This is a genomic window from Streptomyces tardus, from assembly GCF_018101125.2.
Lineage (GTDB): Bacteria > Actinomycetota > Actinomycetes > Streptomycetales > Streptomycetaceae > Streptomyces > Streptomyces tardus.
The window spans coordinates 1,463,295-1,478,629 of the sequence record NZ_JAELVF020000001.1 but is presented as its reverse complement, the minus strand read 5'-3'; the positions used below and the strand labels follow the sequence as shown (position 1 = coordinate 1,478,629).

Sequence of the window (15,335 nt, the reverse complement as noted above, 5' to 3'; positions counted from 1 at the left end):
GGCCTCCGTGTTCGATCGATACTGCACCGTCCAGACGGTACAGTTTCACTCTAGCGGGCCGGCGGCGGAAATGCGCCCCTCGAACATCCGCCCACCGCGCCGTACGATCCGGCCATGTCGAAGAACGGCCAGTGGTACCCGCCCGAATGGCCCGACCGGATCAGGGCGCTCAGCAGGGGCGAGCTCACTCCCGTCACCCCGCGCCGGGCGGCCACCGTGATGCTCCTGCGCGACCCGCCCCCGCCCGCCTCCGGGCACGCGGCCCCAGCCCCCGCCGAGCCCGCCGGCCCGGACGTCTATCTGCTGCGCCGCCGTACGACCATGGCCTTCGCCGCCGGCGCGTACGCCTACCCCGGCGGCGCGGTCGACGTGCGCGACGAGGCGGAGGTCCAATGGGCGGGCCCCTCCCGTGCACAGTGGGCGGAGCGCCTGGGCGTCGACGCCGCCCGGGCGCAGGCGACCGTCTGCGCGGCGGTCCGGGAGACCTTCGAGGAGTCCGGCGTCCTGCTCGCGGGGCGCGATCCGCAGACCGTCGTCGAGGACGTCACCGGCGACGACTGGGAGGCCGACCGCGGCGCGCTGGTCAGCCGCGAGCTCTCCTTCGCCGACTTCCTGGCCGCGCGCGGACTGGTGCTCCGCAGCGACCTGCTGGGTGCCTGGGCGCGCTGGATCACCCCCGAGTTCGAGGAACGCCGGTACGACACCTGGTTCTTCACCGCGGCACTCCCGGCCGGGCAGCGCACCCGCAACGCCTCGACCGAGGCCGACCGCACGCTGTGGACCAGCCCCGCCGACGCCGTCGCCGGCTACGACCGCGGTGAGCTGCTGATGATGCCGCCGACCGTCACCACGCTGCGCGAGCTGGCCGCCGCCCGGCTCTCCTCCGCCTCCGACGCCACCGCCGTCGCAGCCGGGCGCGACCTCACGCCGGTGCTCGCCCGGGCGCGCCTGGACGGCGGGGAGATCGTGCTGAGCTGGCCGGGACACGAGGAATTCGAGAAGAGGATCTACGCCGTATGACGAACGCCGCACTTCCCGGCCGGCCGCGCGAGGCCGTCACCGCGGGCCGGATCACCGAGCGGGCCGTCTGCGTCCTCGCCGCCAACCCGGGCCACATGACCCTGGACGGCACCAACACCTGGATCGTCAGCGAGCCGGGTTCCACGGAGGCGGTCGTCATCGACCCCGGCCCGCAGGACGAGGAGCATCTGCGCAACGTCGTCGCCACCGCCGAGTCCATGGGGCTGCGCATCTCGCTCACGCTGCTCTCGCACGGCCACGGCGACCACTCCGACGGGCTGGCCCGCTTCGCCGAGCTCACCGGGGCCCCGGTCCGCGCCCACGACCCGGCACACCGGATCGGCGGCGTGGGCGGCCTCTCCGCCGGCGACGTGGTCACCGTCGGCGGGCTCGCTCTGGACGTCGTCCCCACTCCCGGCCACACCCAGGACTCCGTCTCCTTCGTCCTGCCCGCCGACGGCGTGCTGTTCAGCGGCGACACCGTGCTCGGGCGCGGGACCAGCATCGTCGCCCACCCCGACGGGCGGCTCGGCGACTACCTGGACTCGCTGCGGGGGCTGCGCGAACTCGTCGTCGGAGAAGGCCTGAAGACGGTGCTGCCGGGCCATGGACCGGTGCTGGACGACGCGCTCGGCGTCATCGACTACTACCTCGTGCACCGGGCCAACCGGTTGGCGCAGGTGGAGACGGCAGTGGAGTCGGGCCACCGCACCGCGGCCGAGGTCGTCGCACACGTCTACGCCGACGTGGACCCCGCCCTGTGGCCGGCCGCCGAACTCTCGGTGCGCGCCCAGCTCGACTACCTCACCGAGCACGGCCTGATCTAGGCCGCCCACTCGGGAAGGGGCGTACGGACGTGCCCCGGGCACGGCGCGGGCGGCGCGTACGGGCGCGCGGGTCCGCACGCGATACGGGCGGGGCCACGGGGTCGAGCCCCGTGCCCCGCCCGTATCGGCGGTTGTTGTCCGGTCGTCCGCTCAGCGGCTGCGCTTGGCGAGCCGCTCCACGTCCAGCAGGATCACGGCGCGTGCCTCCAGGCGGAGCCAGCCGCGCCCGGCGAAGTCGGCGAGCGCCTTGTTGACCGTCTCGCGGGAGGCTCCGACGAGCTGCGCCAGCTCCTCCTGGGTCAGGTCGTGCACCACGTGGATGCCCTCCTCCGACTGCACGCCGAAGCGGCGCGAGAGGTCCAGCAGCGCCTTCGCCACGCGGCCCGGCACGTCGGAGAAGACCAGGTCGGACATCGAGTCGTTGGTGCGGCGCAGTCTGCGCGCGATCGCACGCAGCAGGGCCATCGCGACCTCGGGCCGCACATTGAGCCAGGGCTGGAGGTCGCCGTGACCCAGGCCCAGCAGCTTGACCTCGGTCAACGCGCTCGCCGTGGCGGTGCGCGGTCCGGGGTCGAAGAGGGACAGCTCGCCGATCAGCTCGCCCGGTCCCAGCACCGCGAGCATGTTCTCGCGGCCGTCGGGGGAGGTGCGGTGCAGCTTCACCTTGCCCTCGGTGACCACGTACAGGCGGTCGCCGGGGTCGCCCTCGTGGAACAGGGCTTCGCTGCGAGCCAGCGTCATCTCGGACATGGAGGCACGCAGCTCAGCCGCCTGCTCTTCATCGAGCGCCGCGAAGAGGGGGGCGCGCCGCAGAACGTCGTCCACGAGTTCTCTCCTTGTCGACCGGCCCTTGGGGAATACGGAACGTACCGCCCCATGATGCCGGACGTCGAAACAGTGCGATCAGTCACAAGTTTGACCTACGGGTGGCCACAGGCGTACGGCAGGGGGCTGATTGGCCGGTGAATCCACGTGGATCGGGGAGAATGTCGGTGGCCGCCCTTAGGCTGGCCGGGTGGTCGAAATCGCCGGTGCAGGCCGGTGCGAGCCCGAGAAGAGGAGCCGACTGGGTGCCACCATCACGGAATTCCGCTGTGGGCGAACGTGAGCACGACGGTGCGCGCAGGGAGTCCGCGAAGGCCCCGAAACCGGGCGCGGCGCGCAGATCGTCCGCGGCGAAGCCCGAGTCGCGGTTGGCGATGGTGCGGCGGGCCCGCCGTATCGACCGCGAGCTTGCGGAGGTCTACTACTACGCCCATCCCGAGCTGGACTTCGAGAACCCCTTCCAGCTGCTGGTGGCGACGGTCCTCTCCGCGCAGACCACCGACCTGCGGGTCAACCAGACGACCCCCGCCCTCTTCGCGCACTACCCCACGCCGGAGGAGATGGCCGCGGCGCCGCCGGAGCGGTTGGAGGAGCTGATCCGCCCCACCGGCTTCTTCCGCAACAAGACCAAGTCCCTCATCGGCCTCTCCGCTGCCCTGCGCGACAACTTCGGCGGCGAGGTGCCCGGCCGCCTGGAGGACCTCACCAGCCTGCCCGGAGTGGGCCGCAAGACGGCCTTCGTCGTCCTGGGCAACGCGTTCGGTCACCCGGGCATCACGGTGGACACCCACTTCGGCCGTCTGGTGCGCCGCTGGAAGCTGACGGAGCAGACCGATCCGGAGAAGGTCGAGGCCGAGATCGGCGAGATCATCCCCAAGCGGGACTGGACGATGTTCTCGCACCGGACCATCTTCCACGGGCGCCGCATCTGCCACTCGCGCAAGCCCGCCTGCGGAGCCTGCCCCATCGCGCACCTCTGCCCCTCCTACGGCGAGGGGGAGACGGACGAGGAGAAGGCGCGCAAGCTGCTCAAGTACGAGATGGGCGGGCAGCCCGGCCAGCGGCTCAAGCCCCCGCCGGACTATCCCGGCCGCCCCGCCCCCGCGCTGGGGGACCGGTGAGGTCCTGTGCGGAGCAGTGGGCCGTTCCGTCGGAGCCGGTCGCCTCGCCCCGCCGCCGCACCCCGCGTCGTGCCTTCGCCGTCGAGCGGAGCCGCCGATGAACGCCCCGCGGTCGCGTGGCGGCGGGGCGTGGCCGCGTTCCACCGATTCCGTTCCGCCGCCCGCGAATCGTTCGCCGGAGGACCGTCCGCCCGCATATCGGGAGCACGCGGATCCGGCGCGCCTGAATCGTGCGCACGCGGAGGGAACGTCGGAGGTGTCGTCGAAGGGCCGGTCTGCGGTGGGCCGGTCTGCGGAAGTCCGTTCGCCGGAGGGCCGGTCCGGGGCGGTCGGGCCGGGCGAGGCGCCACCGGTCGGTGACGAGGGCCTGCCCGAGTGGCTGAGCACTCTCGCGGAGGCCGTCGCCGGAGTGCGCCCCGAGCAGTTGAGCCGGTTCCTGCCGCCGCCCGGGGGCGGGCGGCAGTCCGCCGTGCTGGTGCTCTTCGGTGACGCGGCGACCGCCGTACAGCCTTCGGGCCCGTCCGCTTCCGGCGTGCCCGCCGTGTCGTCCGCCGCCGCCGGTTCTGCCGGCGGCCCCGCCCCCGTCGAACCGGAGCCGTATCTGCTGCTGATGGAGCGCGCGTCGAGTCTGCGGGCGCACGCCGGGCAGCCCTCTTTCCCCGGTGGCGCCCTCGATCCGGAGGACGGCGACCCGCAGGGCGCGGGCCCGCTGCGCGCCGCACTGCGCGAGGCGGAGGAGGAGACCGGGCTCGACCCCTCGGGAGTGCAGATCTTCTCGGTCCTGCCGAAGCTCTACATCCCGGTCAGCGACTTCGTGGTGACGCCGGTGCTGGGCTGGTGGCGGGAGCCGAGCCCGGTGGCGGCCGTCGACGCGGGTGAGACGGCCCGCGTGTTCACCGTGCCGCTGGCGGAGTTGACCGACCCGGCCAACCGGGGCGTCGCCGTCCACCCCAGCGGCTACCGGGGCGCCTGCTTTCAGGTGCACGGCGCACTGGTGTGGGGATTCACCGCGGGTGTGATCGACCGGATCCTCCACCACGGAGGCTGGGAGCGGCCCTGGGACCGCGAGCGGAGCATCCCGCTGGACTGGCACTCCTGAGCCGGTTCGGGCCGCCGGGTTCGGGCCGTCAGATTCGGACCGTCACCCCGGGCCGCCCGATGGGCACTCGCGTACGAGTGGTGGCCCCGGTGTGCGAGTTGACGGCGCGTCACACGCGCGACCTTCGTACGCGGTGACCCGTAGGGAGCACCGGAGTCCCGACCGGTGGCCCCGAAGCGAGGAATAGGCAAGGCTTGCGCGGTGAACGTGCTGGACATTCTGCTGCTGCTCGCCGCCGTGTGGTTCGCGGTCGTCGGCTACCGCCAGGGCTTCATCGTCGGCATCCTCTCGGTCGTGGGTTTTCTCACCGGCGGGCTGCTCGCGATCGTGCTGTTGCCGCCGCTGTGGAGCGAGTTCGGCGGTGACGCCTCGCCGGGCACGCTGGGCGCGGTGCTGGCCGTCGTCGTGGTGGTCGTCTTCGCCTCCGTCGGACAGGCACTCACCACGCAGATGGGCAACAGGCTCCGGGGGCGGGTGACCTGGAGGCCGGCCAAGGCGGTGGACGCGACGGGCGGCGCCCTCGTCAACGTACTGGCGCTGCTGCTCGTCGCCTGGCTGCTCGGCTCCGCCCTGGCCACCACCTCGCTGTCCACGGTCGGTCAGGAAGTGCGCAACTCCTCGGTGTTGCAAGGAGTGTCGCGGGTGATGCCGACCCGCGCCGACACCTGGTTCGCCGGTTTTTCGACCGTGCTTGCGCAGAACGGCTTCCCGCAGGTCTTCTCGCCCTTCACCAGCGAGCCGATCACCGCGGTGCCCGCGCCGGACCCGGCTCTGGCGGGAAGTGAGGTCGTGGAGCGGGCGAAGCGTTCCATCGTCAAGGTGACCGGTACGGCGCCCAGTTGCAGCAAATCGCTGGAGGGCACCGGATTCGTCTTCGACAGGCAGAGAGTGATGACCAACGCGCACGTGGTCGGCGGTGTGCCGGAGCCGACGGTCCAGGTCGGCGGCGAGGGACGCAAGTACGAGGCGAAGGTCGTGCTCTACGACTGGAAGCGAGATGTCGCCGTGCTCGACGTACCCGAACTCCGTGCTCCCGCACTGGAGTTCACCGAGGGTGCGGCGGCCACCGCCGATGACGCCATCATCGCAGGCTTCCCGGAGAACGGCGGCTTCGACGCCCGCTCGGCACGCGTCCGCGGCCGGGTGCAGGCGAAGGGCCCGGACATCTACCACCGCGGCACCGTGCGCCGGGACGTCTACTCGCTGCGCGGCCCGGTACGGCAGGGCAATTCGGGCGGCCCGCTGCTCACACCGCAGGGAAGGGTGTACGGGGTCATCTTCGCCAAGTCCCTGGAGGACGCGCACACCGGCTACGCGCTCACCAACGACGAGGTGCGGGAAACCGCGGCCCGCGGGCGTACTGCGGACGACCGGGTCGAAAGCCAGGGCTGCGCCCTGTGATCGGACACGTCTGATGGCCGATCAACAGGACGACAGCGCCCGGTGGTTGAGGTGCTGCGACGCTTCAGCCGCGGGGATGGCGCAGTCTTGCGCCCACCCAGCGCGCACGGCGCCGCAGAATCCGCGGGATACCCATGCGGGCATCGTGTGCGGTGCGAGGAGAATGTGAGACGGCCCTTGGCCCTGCGCCACGCTTTCTGACGCTGGTTTCCCGGTTCTTCTCCCGGGTGCTACGAGACACGTCACGGTGATCGTGAGTCCAGCCCATACCGGGGACTCTGCCCCGCTTCGGCGATCGGTAACCGCCCGACCCGAACTCGATCGGCCTATGCTCCGGGCACGTGTGCGAACCGGGCTCCTGGCCTGCGCTCCCAAGGGTCGTACGGCTTGCGCCGGCACTCCTCGCACGGCTCCGCCGAGCGCCGCCCCCCCCGCCGTGGGCACGTACGCGGAACCGCTGTCGGCACGTGCGCGGAACGGCCCCGGGCACGTCCGAGCGAGCCCTGCCGGGACGCGTCAGCGGTCCGGCTCGGGGTCCCGGAACCAGTCGACGAGCTCCGTGGTGAAGCCGGCCGGGTCCTCCTCGTGCGGGAAGTGCCCCAGCCCGTCGAACAGCCGCCAGCGGTACGGCGCTTCGACGTACGCGCCCGAGCCCGCGGAGCTGCGGGTGCGAAGCACCGGATCGAGTGAACCGTGCAGATGAAGCGTCGGCACCCGTACCGGTCGCTTCATCCGCCGGTAGAACTGCACGCCGTCCGGCCTCGCGAGCGAGCGCATCAGCCAGCGGTAGGGCTCCACCGAGCAGTGGGCCGCCGACGGGATGCACATCGCCCGCCGGTAGACCTCCAGGTCCTCCGGTGTGTACGTGTCGGGGCTCGGGCCCGTCCAGTCGCTGACGAGTCGTCCGACCAGCGCACCGTCGTCGGCGGTCAGCTGCCGCTCGGGCAGCCACGGGCGCTGGAAGCCCCAGATGTGGGAGCTCGCTGCCGTCTGGCGCGGATCGCGCAGCATCGCCGCGCGCCACCGCCGGGGGTGCGGCATGGACTCCACCGCCAGGCGCCGGATCAGCTTGGGCCGCATCACTGCAGCCGTCCACGCCAGGTAGCCGCCGAGACCGTGGCCGACGAGCGCCGCGTCCGGCTCGCCGAGCGAGCGGATCACGCCGGTGACGTCCAGTGCCAGGTTCGCCGGGTCGTAGCCCCGCGGGGTGCGGTCGCTGCCGCCCACACCGCGCAGGTCCATCGCCACCGCCCGGTAGCCCGCTTCCGCGAGCGCCGGCAGCTGGTGCCGCCAGGTCCACCAGAACTGCGGGAAGCCGTGCAGCAGGAGCACCAACGGCCCCTCGCCCATTTCCGCGATGTGGAAGCGCGCTCCGTTGGCGGCGACATCACGATGGGTCCAGGGGCCGTCGAGTTGAACGGCAGGCGGTACGGCGGAGGTCATACGGGAAAGTCTGTCACTGATTCTTCACCAGTCGGACCGCCTCCGGCTCGGTGCTGCGACGCGGGTGCGGCTTGGCGTTCGCCAGAACGGCGGCGGAGTCCTTGGCCGAGGCGATGGCCTTCTTCGGTGGCTCCAGCTTCTTCATCAGCCGGGCCGCGAGCCAACCGCAGACGACGGCGAACAGCAGCATCAGACCACCGGTGATGAGGAACGCGATGGCCAGCGGAATGCTCCACCACGCGTACAGCCAGTAGGCGAGCGCGAAGCTGAAGACCGGCAGCGAGAAGAGCGCCAGTACGCCCGCGACCGCGAAGAAGGCGATGCTCACCGCACCGCGGATCGCCGAGCTCTTCACCTCCGACTTCGCCAGCGCGACCTCGGCGCGGAAGAGGTTCGACATCTCCTCGGACGCCCGGGAGACGAGATCCCCCAGGCTCGGCTTGCCGTTGGCGGCTGTGCTCATCACTCACTCCCTGTCATAGGCGCGCCCGTGGAACTTACTTCGGCGTCACATCATGCCGCAGCTCCCTTCGTATCGTCGTCGCTGGTGGGTGGTTCGGCACGCCGTGGTGGCAGCGGCGTCTGCTTTCGGGGGATCTCGATGCATCTGCGTCGCCTGTGTGGCGCGCCGCCCGCGGCTGTGCGCGCCGGCCGGCTGCCGCCCGCGCCCGACTGCCGAGCACTCGGAAGCGAGGACGCGGAGACGGGCGGGTGGGACACGGCGATCCGTGCCCCACCCGCCCGTCATCCACCACCGGCACCGTCCCGGGCGAGCACCTCCGGGTGCCCGCCCCGCGCGGCTGCGCGCCTCCGCACCCGTCGGGAGGTCGCGTGCGGCTGTCGACCCGTCAGTCGTCCCCGCCGCCGGATGCCGGCAGCTGCTTCTGGATCAGCTCCATCACGGACGAGTCGGTCAGGGTGGTGACATCGCCCAGCTCGCGGTTCTCCGCGATGTCGCGCAGCAGCCGTCGCATGATCTTCCCGGAGCGCGTTTTCGGCAGCTCGGCGACCGGCAGGATGCGCGAGGGCTTGGCGATCGGTCCGAGCTGCTTGGCCACGTGGTTGCGCAACTCCGTGACCAGTTCGTCCTGTTCCGTCTCCGCCGCGCTGCCGCGCAGGATGACGAAGGCGCAGATCGCCTGGGTGGTCTGCGGGTCGGTGGCGCCGACCACCGCCGCTTCGGCGACCGAGGGGTGGGAGACCAGCGCCGACTCCACCTCGGTGGTGGAGATGTTGTGGCCGGAGACCAGCATCACGTCGTCGACCCGACCCAGCAGCCAGATGTCGCCGTCGTCGTCCTTCTTGGCGCCGTCGCCGGCGAAGTACCGCCCCTCGAAGCGGGACCAGTAGGTGTCCAGGAACCGCTGATCGTCGCCCCAGATGGTGCGCAGCATCGACGGCCACGGCTCGGTCAGCACCAGATAGCCGCCCGACCCGTCCGGCACCTCCCGCGCCTCGTCGTCCAGCACCGTCGCGGCGATGCCCGGCAGAGCCACCTGCGCGGACCCCGGCTTGGTGGCTGTCACGCCGGGCAGCGGGCTGATCATGATTCCGCCGGTCTCGGTCTGCCACCAGGTGTCCACCACCGGGGTGCTGCCGGCGCCGATGTGCTCGCGGTACCAGACCCACGCCTCGGGGTTGATCGGCTCGCCGACCGAGCCCAGCAGCCGCAGGGAGGAGAGGTCGAACTCGGCCGGGATGTCGTCGCCCCACTTCATGCAGGCACGGATCGCGGTGGGGGCGGTGTAGAAGATGGTCACGCCATACTTCTGGATGATCTCCCACCAGCGGCCCTTGTGCGGGGAGTCCGGTGTGCCCTCGTAGAGGACCTCGGTCGCGCCGTTGGCGAGCGGCCCGTAGACGATGTACGAGTGCCCGGTCACCCACCCGACGTCGGCGCTGCACCAGAAGACGTCCGTCTCGGGCTTGAGGTCGAAGACGGCGTGGTGGGTGTAGGCGACCTGGGTGAGGTAGCCGCCCGAGGTGTGCAGGATGCCCTTCGGCTTACCCGTGGTGCCCGAGGTGTAGAGGATGAACAGCGGGTGCTCGGCGTCGAACGCCTCCGGCGTGTGCTCGTCGGACTGGCGCTCGACGACGTCGTGCCACCACACGTCGCGGCCCTCGGTCCACTCGACGTCCTGACCGGTGCGCCGGACGACCAGCACGTTGCGCACGTTCTCGGTGCCGGGACGCGTCAGCGCCTCGTCGACGGCGGGCTTGAGTGCGCTGGCCGAACCCTTGCGGTAGCCGCCGTCGGCGGTGATCACGACGCGTGCGTCGGCGTCGTTGATGCGGGTGGCGAGCGCGTCCGCCGAGAACCCGCCGAAGACCACCGAGTGCGGGGCGCCGATCCGGGCGCAGGCCAGCATCGCGACGACCGTTTCCGGGATCATCGGCATGTAGACGGCGACCCGGTCGCCGGTCCGGACGCCGAGCTCCAGCAGCGCGTTGGCCGCCTTGGAGACCTCGCGCTGCAGCTCGGCGTAGGTCAGGGTGCGGCTGTCGCCGGGCTCGCCCTCGAAGTGGATTGCCACCCGGTCGCCGTTGCCCGCCTCGACATGCCGGTCGACGCAGTTGTAGGCGACGTTGAGCCTGCCGTCCTGGAACCACTTGGCGAAGGGCGGGTTGCTCCAGTCAAGGGTCTCGGTCGGCTCCGTCGACCAGCTGAGCCTGCGTGCCTGCTCGGCCCAGAAGCCGAGCCGGTCGGCGCGTGCCTGCTCGTACGCCTCGGCTGTGACGTTGGCGTTGGCGGCGAGCTCGGCCGGCGGCTCGAACCTCCGCTCTTCGCGGAGCAGATTGGCCAGGCTTTCGTTGCTCACGACATCTCCCTCGTCCCATGGCTCTCGCCCGGGGTGTGCGCTGTGTCCCAGGTCATAGCTGACCAGCTCCCGCCGGGCCCTGACAAGGGTTCACGGGCAAGTGGTGTAGACCTCTATCGGTGAGTGGCGTGCTGCCGCGCCGGACGGTTGCCGGACGGTCGTGGAACCGTTCGGCGCGCGGTCGGCGGGTCCGCCCGCACGGGCCGCCACCGGCGTCCGATCCGGAGTGCAGCTCGTACGGCCCGGGGCGCCGCTCAGGTGGACGCTGCTCTCGGTGAGGTCCCGGTACCGCGAACGTACGCCCGCGCCTCACCGCCGCGGAAGCACATCGGCCGCGGCGCCGAGGAGCGGCGGACCGCGACTTTCGCGGCCCGCCGCTCGGGCTTCGGTCGGCCGTCCGGTGCCTCGGTCGGTCCGGTCGGCTCCTCGGCCGGTCCGGTTCTTCAGCCGGCCGTCCGGCGCCTCAGTCGACCGTCCGGTGTCCGGCGGCGGATGTGGCGACGGCGTCGGATTCCGGTTGGACCGGCGTGAAGACCGGAGCGCCGCCGCTCAGTTCGGCTCCGGCGTCGGGCAGCTCCCGGTGGTCCAACACGTACGCCTGCGCCTCGCCGACGTGGAAGTACATTCCGTGCAGCTCCAGCGAGCCCTCGGCCAAGCGCCGGCCGACGCAGCTGTGTGCCCGCAGGTGCTCGAGCTGCTGCACCACGTTGGCCAGACAGAGCGCCTCGATCTCGTCCGCGGGCTCCCGTTCGGCCAGTCGCGGGCCGGCGACGGACTCCCGGGCCCGCCGCAGGCTCGGCCTGCCGTGGCGCAGCCAGCGGGAGAGTGAGCCGTCGCCGTCCGCAAGGCTGCTTCCCTCGGCGTGCAGCGCGTGCAGCGCGTACATCGCGCCGCAGCCCGAGTGCCCGCACACGGTGATCGAACCCACTTTCAGCACGTCCACGGCGTACTCGATCGCCGCGCCCACCGAGTCGTCGCCGGTCTCCCGGCCGGGCGGCGGCACCAGATTGCCGACGTTGCGGACCGTGAACAGGTCGCCGGGGCCGCTGGAGGTGATCATGCTGGTCACCAGCCTGGAGTCGGCGCAGGTCAGGAAGAGGTGCGAGGGTTGCTGGCCGTCGCGCGCCAGCCGGGCGAGTTCCGCCCGTACGAGTGGCGCGGTGGCGCGCTGGAAGTTCCGTACGCCGCCGAGCAGTTGACCGCGCCGCTCGGTGCGCGGGCCCTGCTTCTCCCGTGGGTGGGTGCAGTGGTGGTTGCGCCAGGGCGTCCAGGGTGTGCAGTGGTGGACCGTGCTCGGCTCGGCGATCCGCGCACCCGACCTGCCGGTGAGGCTGACCTCGCCGCCGTGGGTGGTGTACGCGGTCCGCCAGTCCTGGAGGGCCTCGTACGCCGCGTGGTCCATGAAGGAGCCGTCCAGCTCGATCACCACCCGGCCGCCGTCGGGAAGGCGGCCGAGCGCCCTGCTCAGTCTGGGCACCGCCAGGAACGTCAACTGCCCGCGCACCAGCACCCGGTGCTCGCCGCCCCCGGGCTGCGGGTTCTCGTGCATGATCCGGGTGTGCGTCAGCCGGTGCAGGTTCACGCCGACGGCCACCAGAATGCCGATGATCACTCCTTCGAGTACACCGAGGAGGACGACACCCGCGGCGGTCGCCACGTAGACCCACACCTCGCGGTGCCGGTTGACGGTCCGGATGTGCGTCAGGTTGACCATCTGCACACCGACCACCATCACCAGCGCGGCGAGTGCCGCCAGCGGGATCAGCTGGAGGACGGGCACCAGCAGGGCAGCGGCGAGCACCACCCAGCAGCCGTGGAGAATCGTCGAGCGCCGACTCACCGCCCCCGCCTGCACGTTGGCCGCGCTGCGCACCGCGACGCCCGTCACGGGCAGTCCGCCGAGCGCGCCGGACACGACGTTCGCCGCGCCCTGTCCGCGCAGCTCCCGGTCCAGGTCGGCGCGCGGGATGCGGGGCCCTCCCCGCTCGTTGGTGCGGCCGGCGGCCAGCTTGTCCACGGCCACGGCGGAGAGCAGCGACTCCACGCTCGCCACCAGCGTGATCGTCAGCACCGCGGCGATCAGACCGAGTACGGGCCCTTCCGGCACCTCGGGCAGCGCATGGCTGCGCCAGGACGGCAGGTCGACCCGCGGCAGGCTGAGCCCCGCCACCACGACCAGTCCGGTGGCCAGGAGAACCGCGGCGAGCGGGCCGGGGACCGTCCGCACCAGCCGCCCGGTGCGCCCGCGCAGCCGCGGCCACGCCAGCAGTACGGCGATCGTCAGCGCGCTGGCGCTGAGCGCCGCGGGGTGGGGGTTCGCCAACTGCTCCGGCAGTGCTTTCACGTTGGCGACCGCGGAGCTCTCCGGGTTGCCGCCGAGCACGATGTGCAGTTGGGCCAGTGCGATGGAGACGCCGATGCCCCCGAGCATCCCGTGCACGATGGCAGGGCTCACCGCGAGGGCCGAGCGGGCCACGCGCACGTAGGCCAGGACGAGTTGGGCGAGCCCGGCGACGACGGTGATCGCGCAGGTGGCGCGCCAGCCGTACTGCTGGATGAGTTCGGCGGTGACCACGGTGAGGCCGGCGGCGGGCCCGCTGACCTGGAGCGGCGCTCCGCCGAACCGGCCCGCGACGATCCCGCCGACGGCGGCGGCCACCAGACCGGCCTGGAGCGGAGCTCCGGTCGCCAGGGCGATGCCCAGCGAGAGCGGGAGCGCGATCAGGAAGACGGAGACGGACGCGGCGCGGGAGGCGGCTCGGCCGATCTCTCCGCGTCCGTCTCCGTCTTCCTGATCGCGCTCCCGCTCTCGCTGGGCATCGCCCTGGCGACCGGAGCTCCGCTCCAGGCCGGTCTGGTGGCCGCCGCCGTCGGCGGGATCGTCGCGGGCCGGTTCGGCGGAGCGCCGCTCCAGGTCAGCGGGCCCGCCGCCGGCCTCACCGTGGTCACCGCCGAACTCATCCAGCAGTACGGCTGGCGCGCCACCTGCGCGATCACCGTCGTCGCCGGGCTCGCCCAACTCGTCCTGGCCTACGTGCGCGTGGCCCGCTCGGCCCGGAGGGCGCCGAGGGTGGGAACGCGTGCGCAGGCGGACATCGATCTCGTTTCCGTCGCGGTAGTTCATCACGGTTTGTGTGCATTCAACTACCCCCAAGGGGAGGTAAATGAATCGTAATGACAGGTAAAGGAAGGCATGTGGTGATCCAGGGTGCTCCGTGTCGCTCTTCCGCCTTATGAGTGAACGATGAGCTGTTGTCCGCTTGTCATATCAATGTGCTTATCGGATCCATGCCACGTTGAGTCCGAATCAGCTGATTCGCTGTCAATGTGCGCGTGGGACGGCCTGTCAGTGCTGGTCAACAGGGTTCGGCAGCTGTCGCCCACTGCTCCCCGGCCGGCGCCGCACCTGTCTGCCCGCGCCGAAAGGCGAGGTGGAAACGTATGGCCAGGCCACGGACGTACCTCACGGGTGCAGCCGCGCTCGTCGCGACCGCCGTGCTCGCGACCGGGTGCGGAACCGGTTCCGACGGTCAGTCCGACCGGGACGGGAGCGCGGAGCAGGGGGAGAAGCAGGGGCAGGTGGACAAGCCGCTGCGGTCTCGGCTCATCGGTGACGGTTCGACCTCGTTCACCGGTATCCAGCCCAACCAGCCGCGGCCGAAGAAGCTCGTGCCGGGCGAGAAGCCGCCGCAGTTCGTGGTCTTCTCCTGGGACGGCGCGGGCGAGGACAGCAAGAAGCTCTTCTCCCACTTCCGCAAGCTCGGCAAGAAGTACGACGCACAGATGACGTACTTCCTCTCCGGCATCTACCTGCTGCCCGAGGGCGAGGCGAGTCGCTACAGCCCGCCCGGCCGCAAGCCGGGCGCCTCCGACATCGGCTACCTCAAGGACGAGAACGTCAGAGCGACGCTGGAGCAGGTCCGCGGCGCCTGGCAGGACGGCAGTGAGATCGGCACCCACTTCAACGGCCACTTCTGCGGGCCGAACGGAGTGGACAGCTGGAGCGTGGAGGACTGGAAGAGCGAGATCCAGCAAGCCAAATGGTTCGTCAAGAACTGGAAGAGCACCACGGGTTGGAAGGGCGCCGAGGCGCTGCCCTTCGACTACGAGCAGGAGCTGGTGGGTGGTCGTACGCCCTGCCTGGAGGGTCGCGACAACGTGGTGAAGGCCGGCAAGGAGCTGGGCTTCCGCTACGACTCCAGCGGCAACGGCAGCCAGGTCTGGCCGGGCAAGAAGGGCGGCATGTGGGACATCCCGCTGCAGATGGTCCCGATGCCCGGTCGTGCTTTCGAGACGCTTTCCATGGACTACAACTTCATGGTCAACCAGTCCGGACCCGGCAGCGGGGAGCCGGCCAAGCACCCGCAGTGGGAGAAGCAGATGCGCGACGGTCTGCTCCAGGGCTTCGACCGCGCCCACCAGGGCAACCGCGCTCCGCTGATCATCGGAAACCACTTCAACGGGTGGAACAACGGCATCTACATGAAGGCCGTCGAGGACGTGATCAAGACCGTGTGCGTGAAGGACGACGTCCGCTGTGTGTCGTTCCGTCAACTGGTGGACTGGTTGGACCTCCAGGACAAGGAGGTGCTCGACAAACTCCGCGGCCTCGGTGTCGGTGAACGGCCCAAGGGCGACTGGCAGCGCTTCCTCGCGGCGGGCCCGCCGGCCAAGTAGGCATCCGCGTCGGGTGAGAGGCGGCCACCACGGTTCGGTGGCCGCCTCTCACGTTCCGTCCCGATGGGCACCTCGCCCGTCCAGTGCGGAAGTCTGCGGTGGG

General features: G+C 71.3%; 13 protein-coding genes. 7 read left to right on the top strand and 6 right to left on the bottom strand.

Going from position 1 to position 15,335, the window contains the following annotated elements; genetic code table 11:
• Positions 1 to 114: 114 nt before the first annotated feature.
• Both JGS22_RS06425 and JGS22_RS06420 read left to right on the top strand, forming a co-directional pair.
• On the top strand, positions 115 to 1,020 hold the full coding sequence (locus JGS22_RS06425; protein ID WP_216814865.1) for an NUDIX hydrolase: 906 nt from the start codon (positions 115 to 117) through the stop codon (positions 1,018 to 1,020).
• On the top strand, positions 1,017 to 1,847 hold the full coding sequence (locus JGS22_RS06420) for an MBL fold metallo-hydrolase (protein ID WP_211042214.1): 831 nt from the start codon (positions 1,017 to 1,019) through the stop codon (positions 1,845 to 1,847). Before JGS22_RS06425 ends, JGS22_RS06420 begins: the two co-directional genes overlap by 4 nt.
• A 150-nt stretch (positions 1,848 to 1,997) precedes the next feature.
• Here JGS22_RS06420 and JGS22_RS06415 read toward each other — a convergent pair whose 3' ends face one another.
• Positions 1,998 to 2,672: a Crp/Fnr family transcriptional regulator gene (locus JGS22_RS06415; RefSeq protein ID WP_211042215.1), complete on the bottom strand. Its 675-nt coding sequence runs from the start codon at positions 2,670 to 2,672 to the stop codon at positions 1,998 to 2,000.
• Between the two features lie 269 nt (positions 2,673 to 2,941).
• Between JGS22_RS06415 and nth the strand changes: the two genes are divergently transcribed.
• From nth to JGS22_RS06400, 3 genes are all read left to right on the top strand, one after another.
• Positions 2,942 to 3,793, top strand: coding sequence for an endonuclease III (nth, locus tag JGS22_RS06410; RefSeq protein WP_372454200.1), 852 nt, complete (start codon positions 2,942 to 2,944; stop codon positions 3,791 to 3,793).
• A 367-nt stretch (positions 3,794 to 4,160) separates the two neighbouring features.
• Complete coding sequence (locus JGS22_RS06405; RefSeq protein ID WP_236073494.1) at positions 4,161 to 4,892, top strand: NUDIX hydrolase; 732 nt, start codon at positions 4,161 to 4,163, stop codon at positions 4,890 to 4,892.
• Positions 4,893 to 5,093: 201 nt separating this feature from the next.
• Entirely contained in the window at positions 5,094 to 6,293 is a 1,200-nt protein-coding gene (locus JGS22_RS06400) for a MarP family serine protease (protein WP_211042216.1), read from the top strand.
• 64 nt (positions 6,294 to 6,357) lie between these two features.
• On the opposite strand, the gene JGS22_RS27310 is transcribed toward JGS22_RS06400, so the two are convergent.
• From JGS22_RS27310 to JGS22_RS06380, 5 genes are all read right to left on the bottom strand, one after another.
• Entirely contained in the window at positions 6,358 to 6,561 is a 204-nt protein-coding gene (locus JGS22_RS27310) for a hypothetical protein (RefSeq protein ID WP_236073050.1), read from the bottom strand.
• A gap of 248 nt (positions 6,562 to 6,809) precedes the next feature.
• Entirely contained in the window at positions 6,810 to 7,736 is a 927-nt protein-coding gene (locus JGS22_RS06395) for an alpha/beta fold hydrolase (protein WP_211042217.1), read from the bottom strand.
• 13 nt (positions 7,737 to 7,749) lie between these two features.
• Positions 7,750 to 8,199 (bottom strand): phage holin family protein, encoded by a 450-nt coding sequence (locus JGS22_RS06390; protein ID WP_211042218.1) that lies wholly within the window; start codon positions 8,197 to 8,199, stop codon positions 7,750 to 7,752.
• Between the two features lie 385 nt (positions 8,200 to 8,584).
• Positions 8,585 to 10,555: an acetate--CoA ligase gene (gene acs / locus JGS22_RS06385; RefSeq protein WP_211042219.1), complete on the bottom strand. Its 1,971-nt coding sequence runs from the start codon at positions 10,553 to 10,555 to the stop codon at positions 8,585 to 8,587.
• Positions 10,556 to 11,018: 463 nt separating this feature from the next.
• Positions 11,019 to 13,259: a SulP family inorganic anion transporter gene (locus tag JGS22_RS06380; RefSeq protein WP_236073491.1), complete on the bottom strand. Its 2,241-nt coding sequence runs from the start codon at positions 13,257 to 13,259 to the stop codon at positions 11,019 to 11,021.
• On the opposite strand from JGS22_RS06380, the gene JGS22_RS26065 reads away from it, so the two are divergent.
• Complete coding sequence (locus JGS22_RS26065; RefSeq protein ID WP_236073490.1) at positions 13,158 to 13,730, top strand: SulP family inorganic anion transporter; 573 nt, start codon at positions 13,158 to 13,160, stop codon at positions 13,728 to 13,730. The genes JGS22_RS06380 and JGS22_RS26065 overlap by 102 nt on opposite strands.
• Positions 13,731 to 13,996: 266 nt before the next feature.
• Complete coding sequence (locus JGS22_RS06370) at positions 13,997 to 15,232, top strand: polysaccharide deacetylase family protein (RefSeq protein ID WP_211042294.1); 1,236 nt, start codon at positions 13,997 to 13,999, stop codon at positions 15,230 to 15,232.
• Positions 15,233 to 15,335 lie beyond the last annotated feature (103 nt).

What these genes read in the sequence shown, in the direction of transcription:
- JGS22_RS06390 (WP_211042218.1), bottom strand. Translation starts at nt 8,199, where the DNA reads ATGAGCACAGCCGCCAACGGCAAGCCGAGCCTGGGGGATCTCGTCTCC.
- JGS22_RS27310 (WP_236073050.1), bottom strand. Translation starts at nt 6,561, where the DNA reads ATGGGCTGGACTCACGATCACCGTGACGTGTCTCGTAGCACCCGGGAG.
- JGS22_RS06370 (WP_211042294.1), top strand. Translation starts at nt 13,997, where the DNA reads ATGGCCAGGCCACGGACGTACCTCACGGGTGCAGCCGCGCTCGTCGCG.
- JGS22_RS06425 (WP_216814865.1), top strand. Translation starts at nt 115, where the DNA reads ATGTCGAAGAACGGCCAGTGGTACCCGCCCGAATGGCCCGACCGGATC.
- JGS22_RS06420 (WP_211042214.1), top strand. Translation starts at nt 1,017, where the DNA reads ATGACGAACGCCGCACTTCCCGGCCGGCCGCGCGAGGCCGTCACCGCG.
- JGS22_RS06395 (WP_211042217.1), bottom strand. Translation starts at nt 7,736, where the DNA reads ATGACCTCCGCCGTACCGCCTGCCGTTCAACTCGACGGCCCCTGGACC.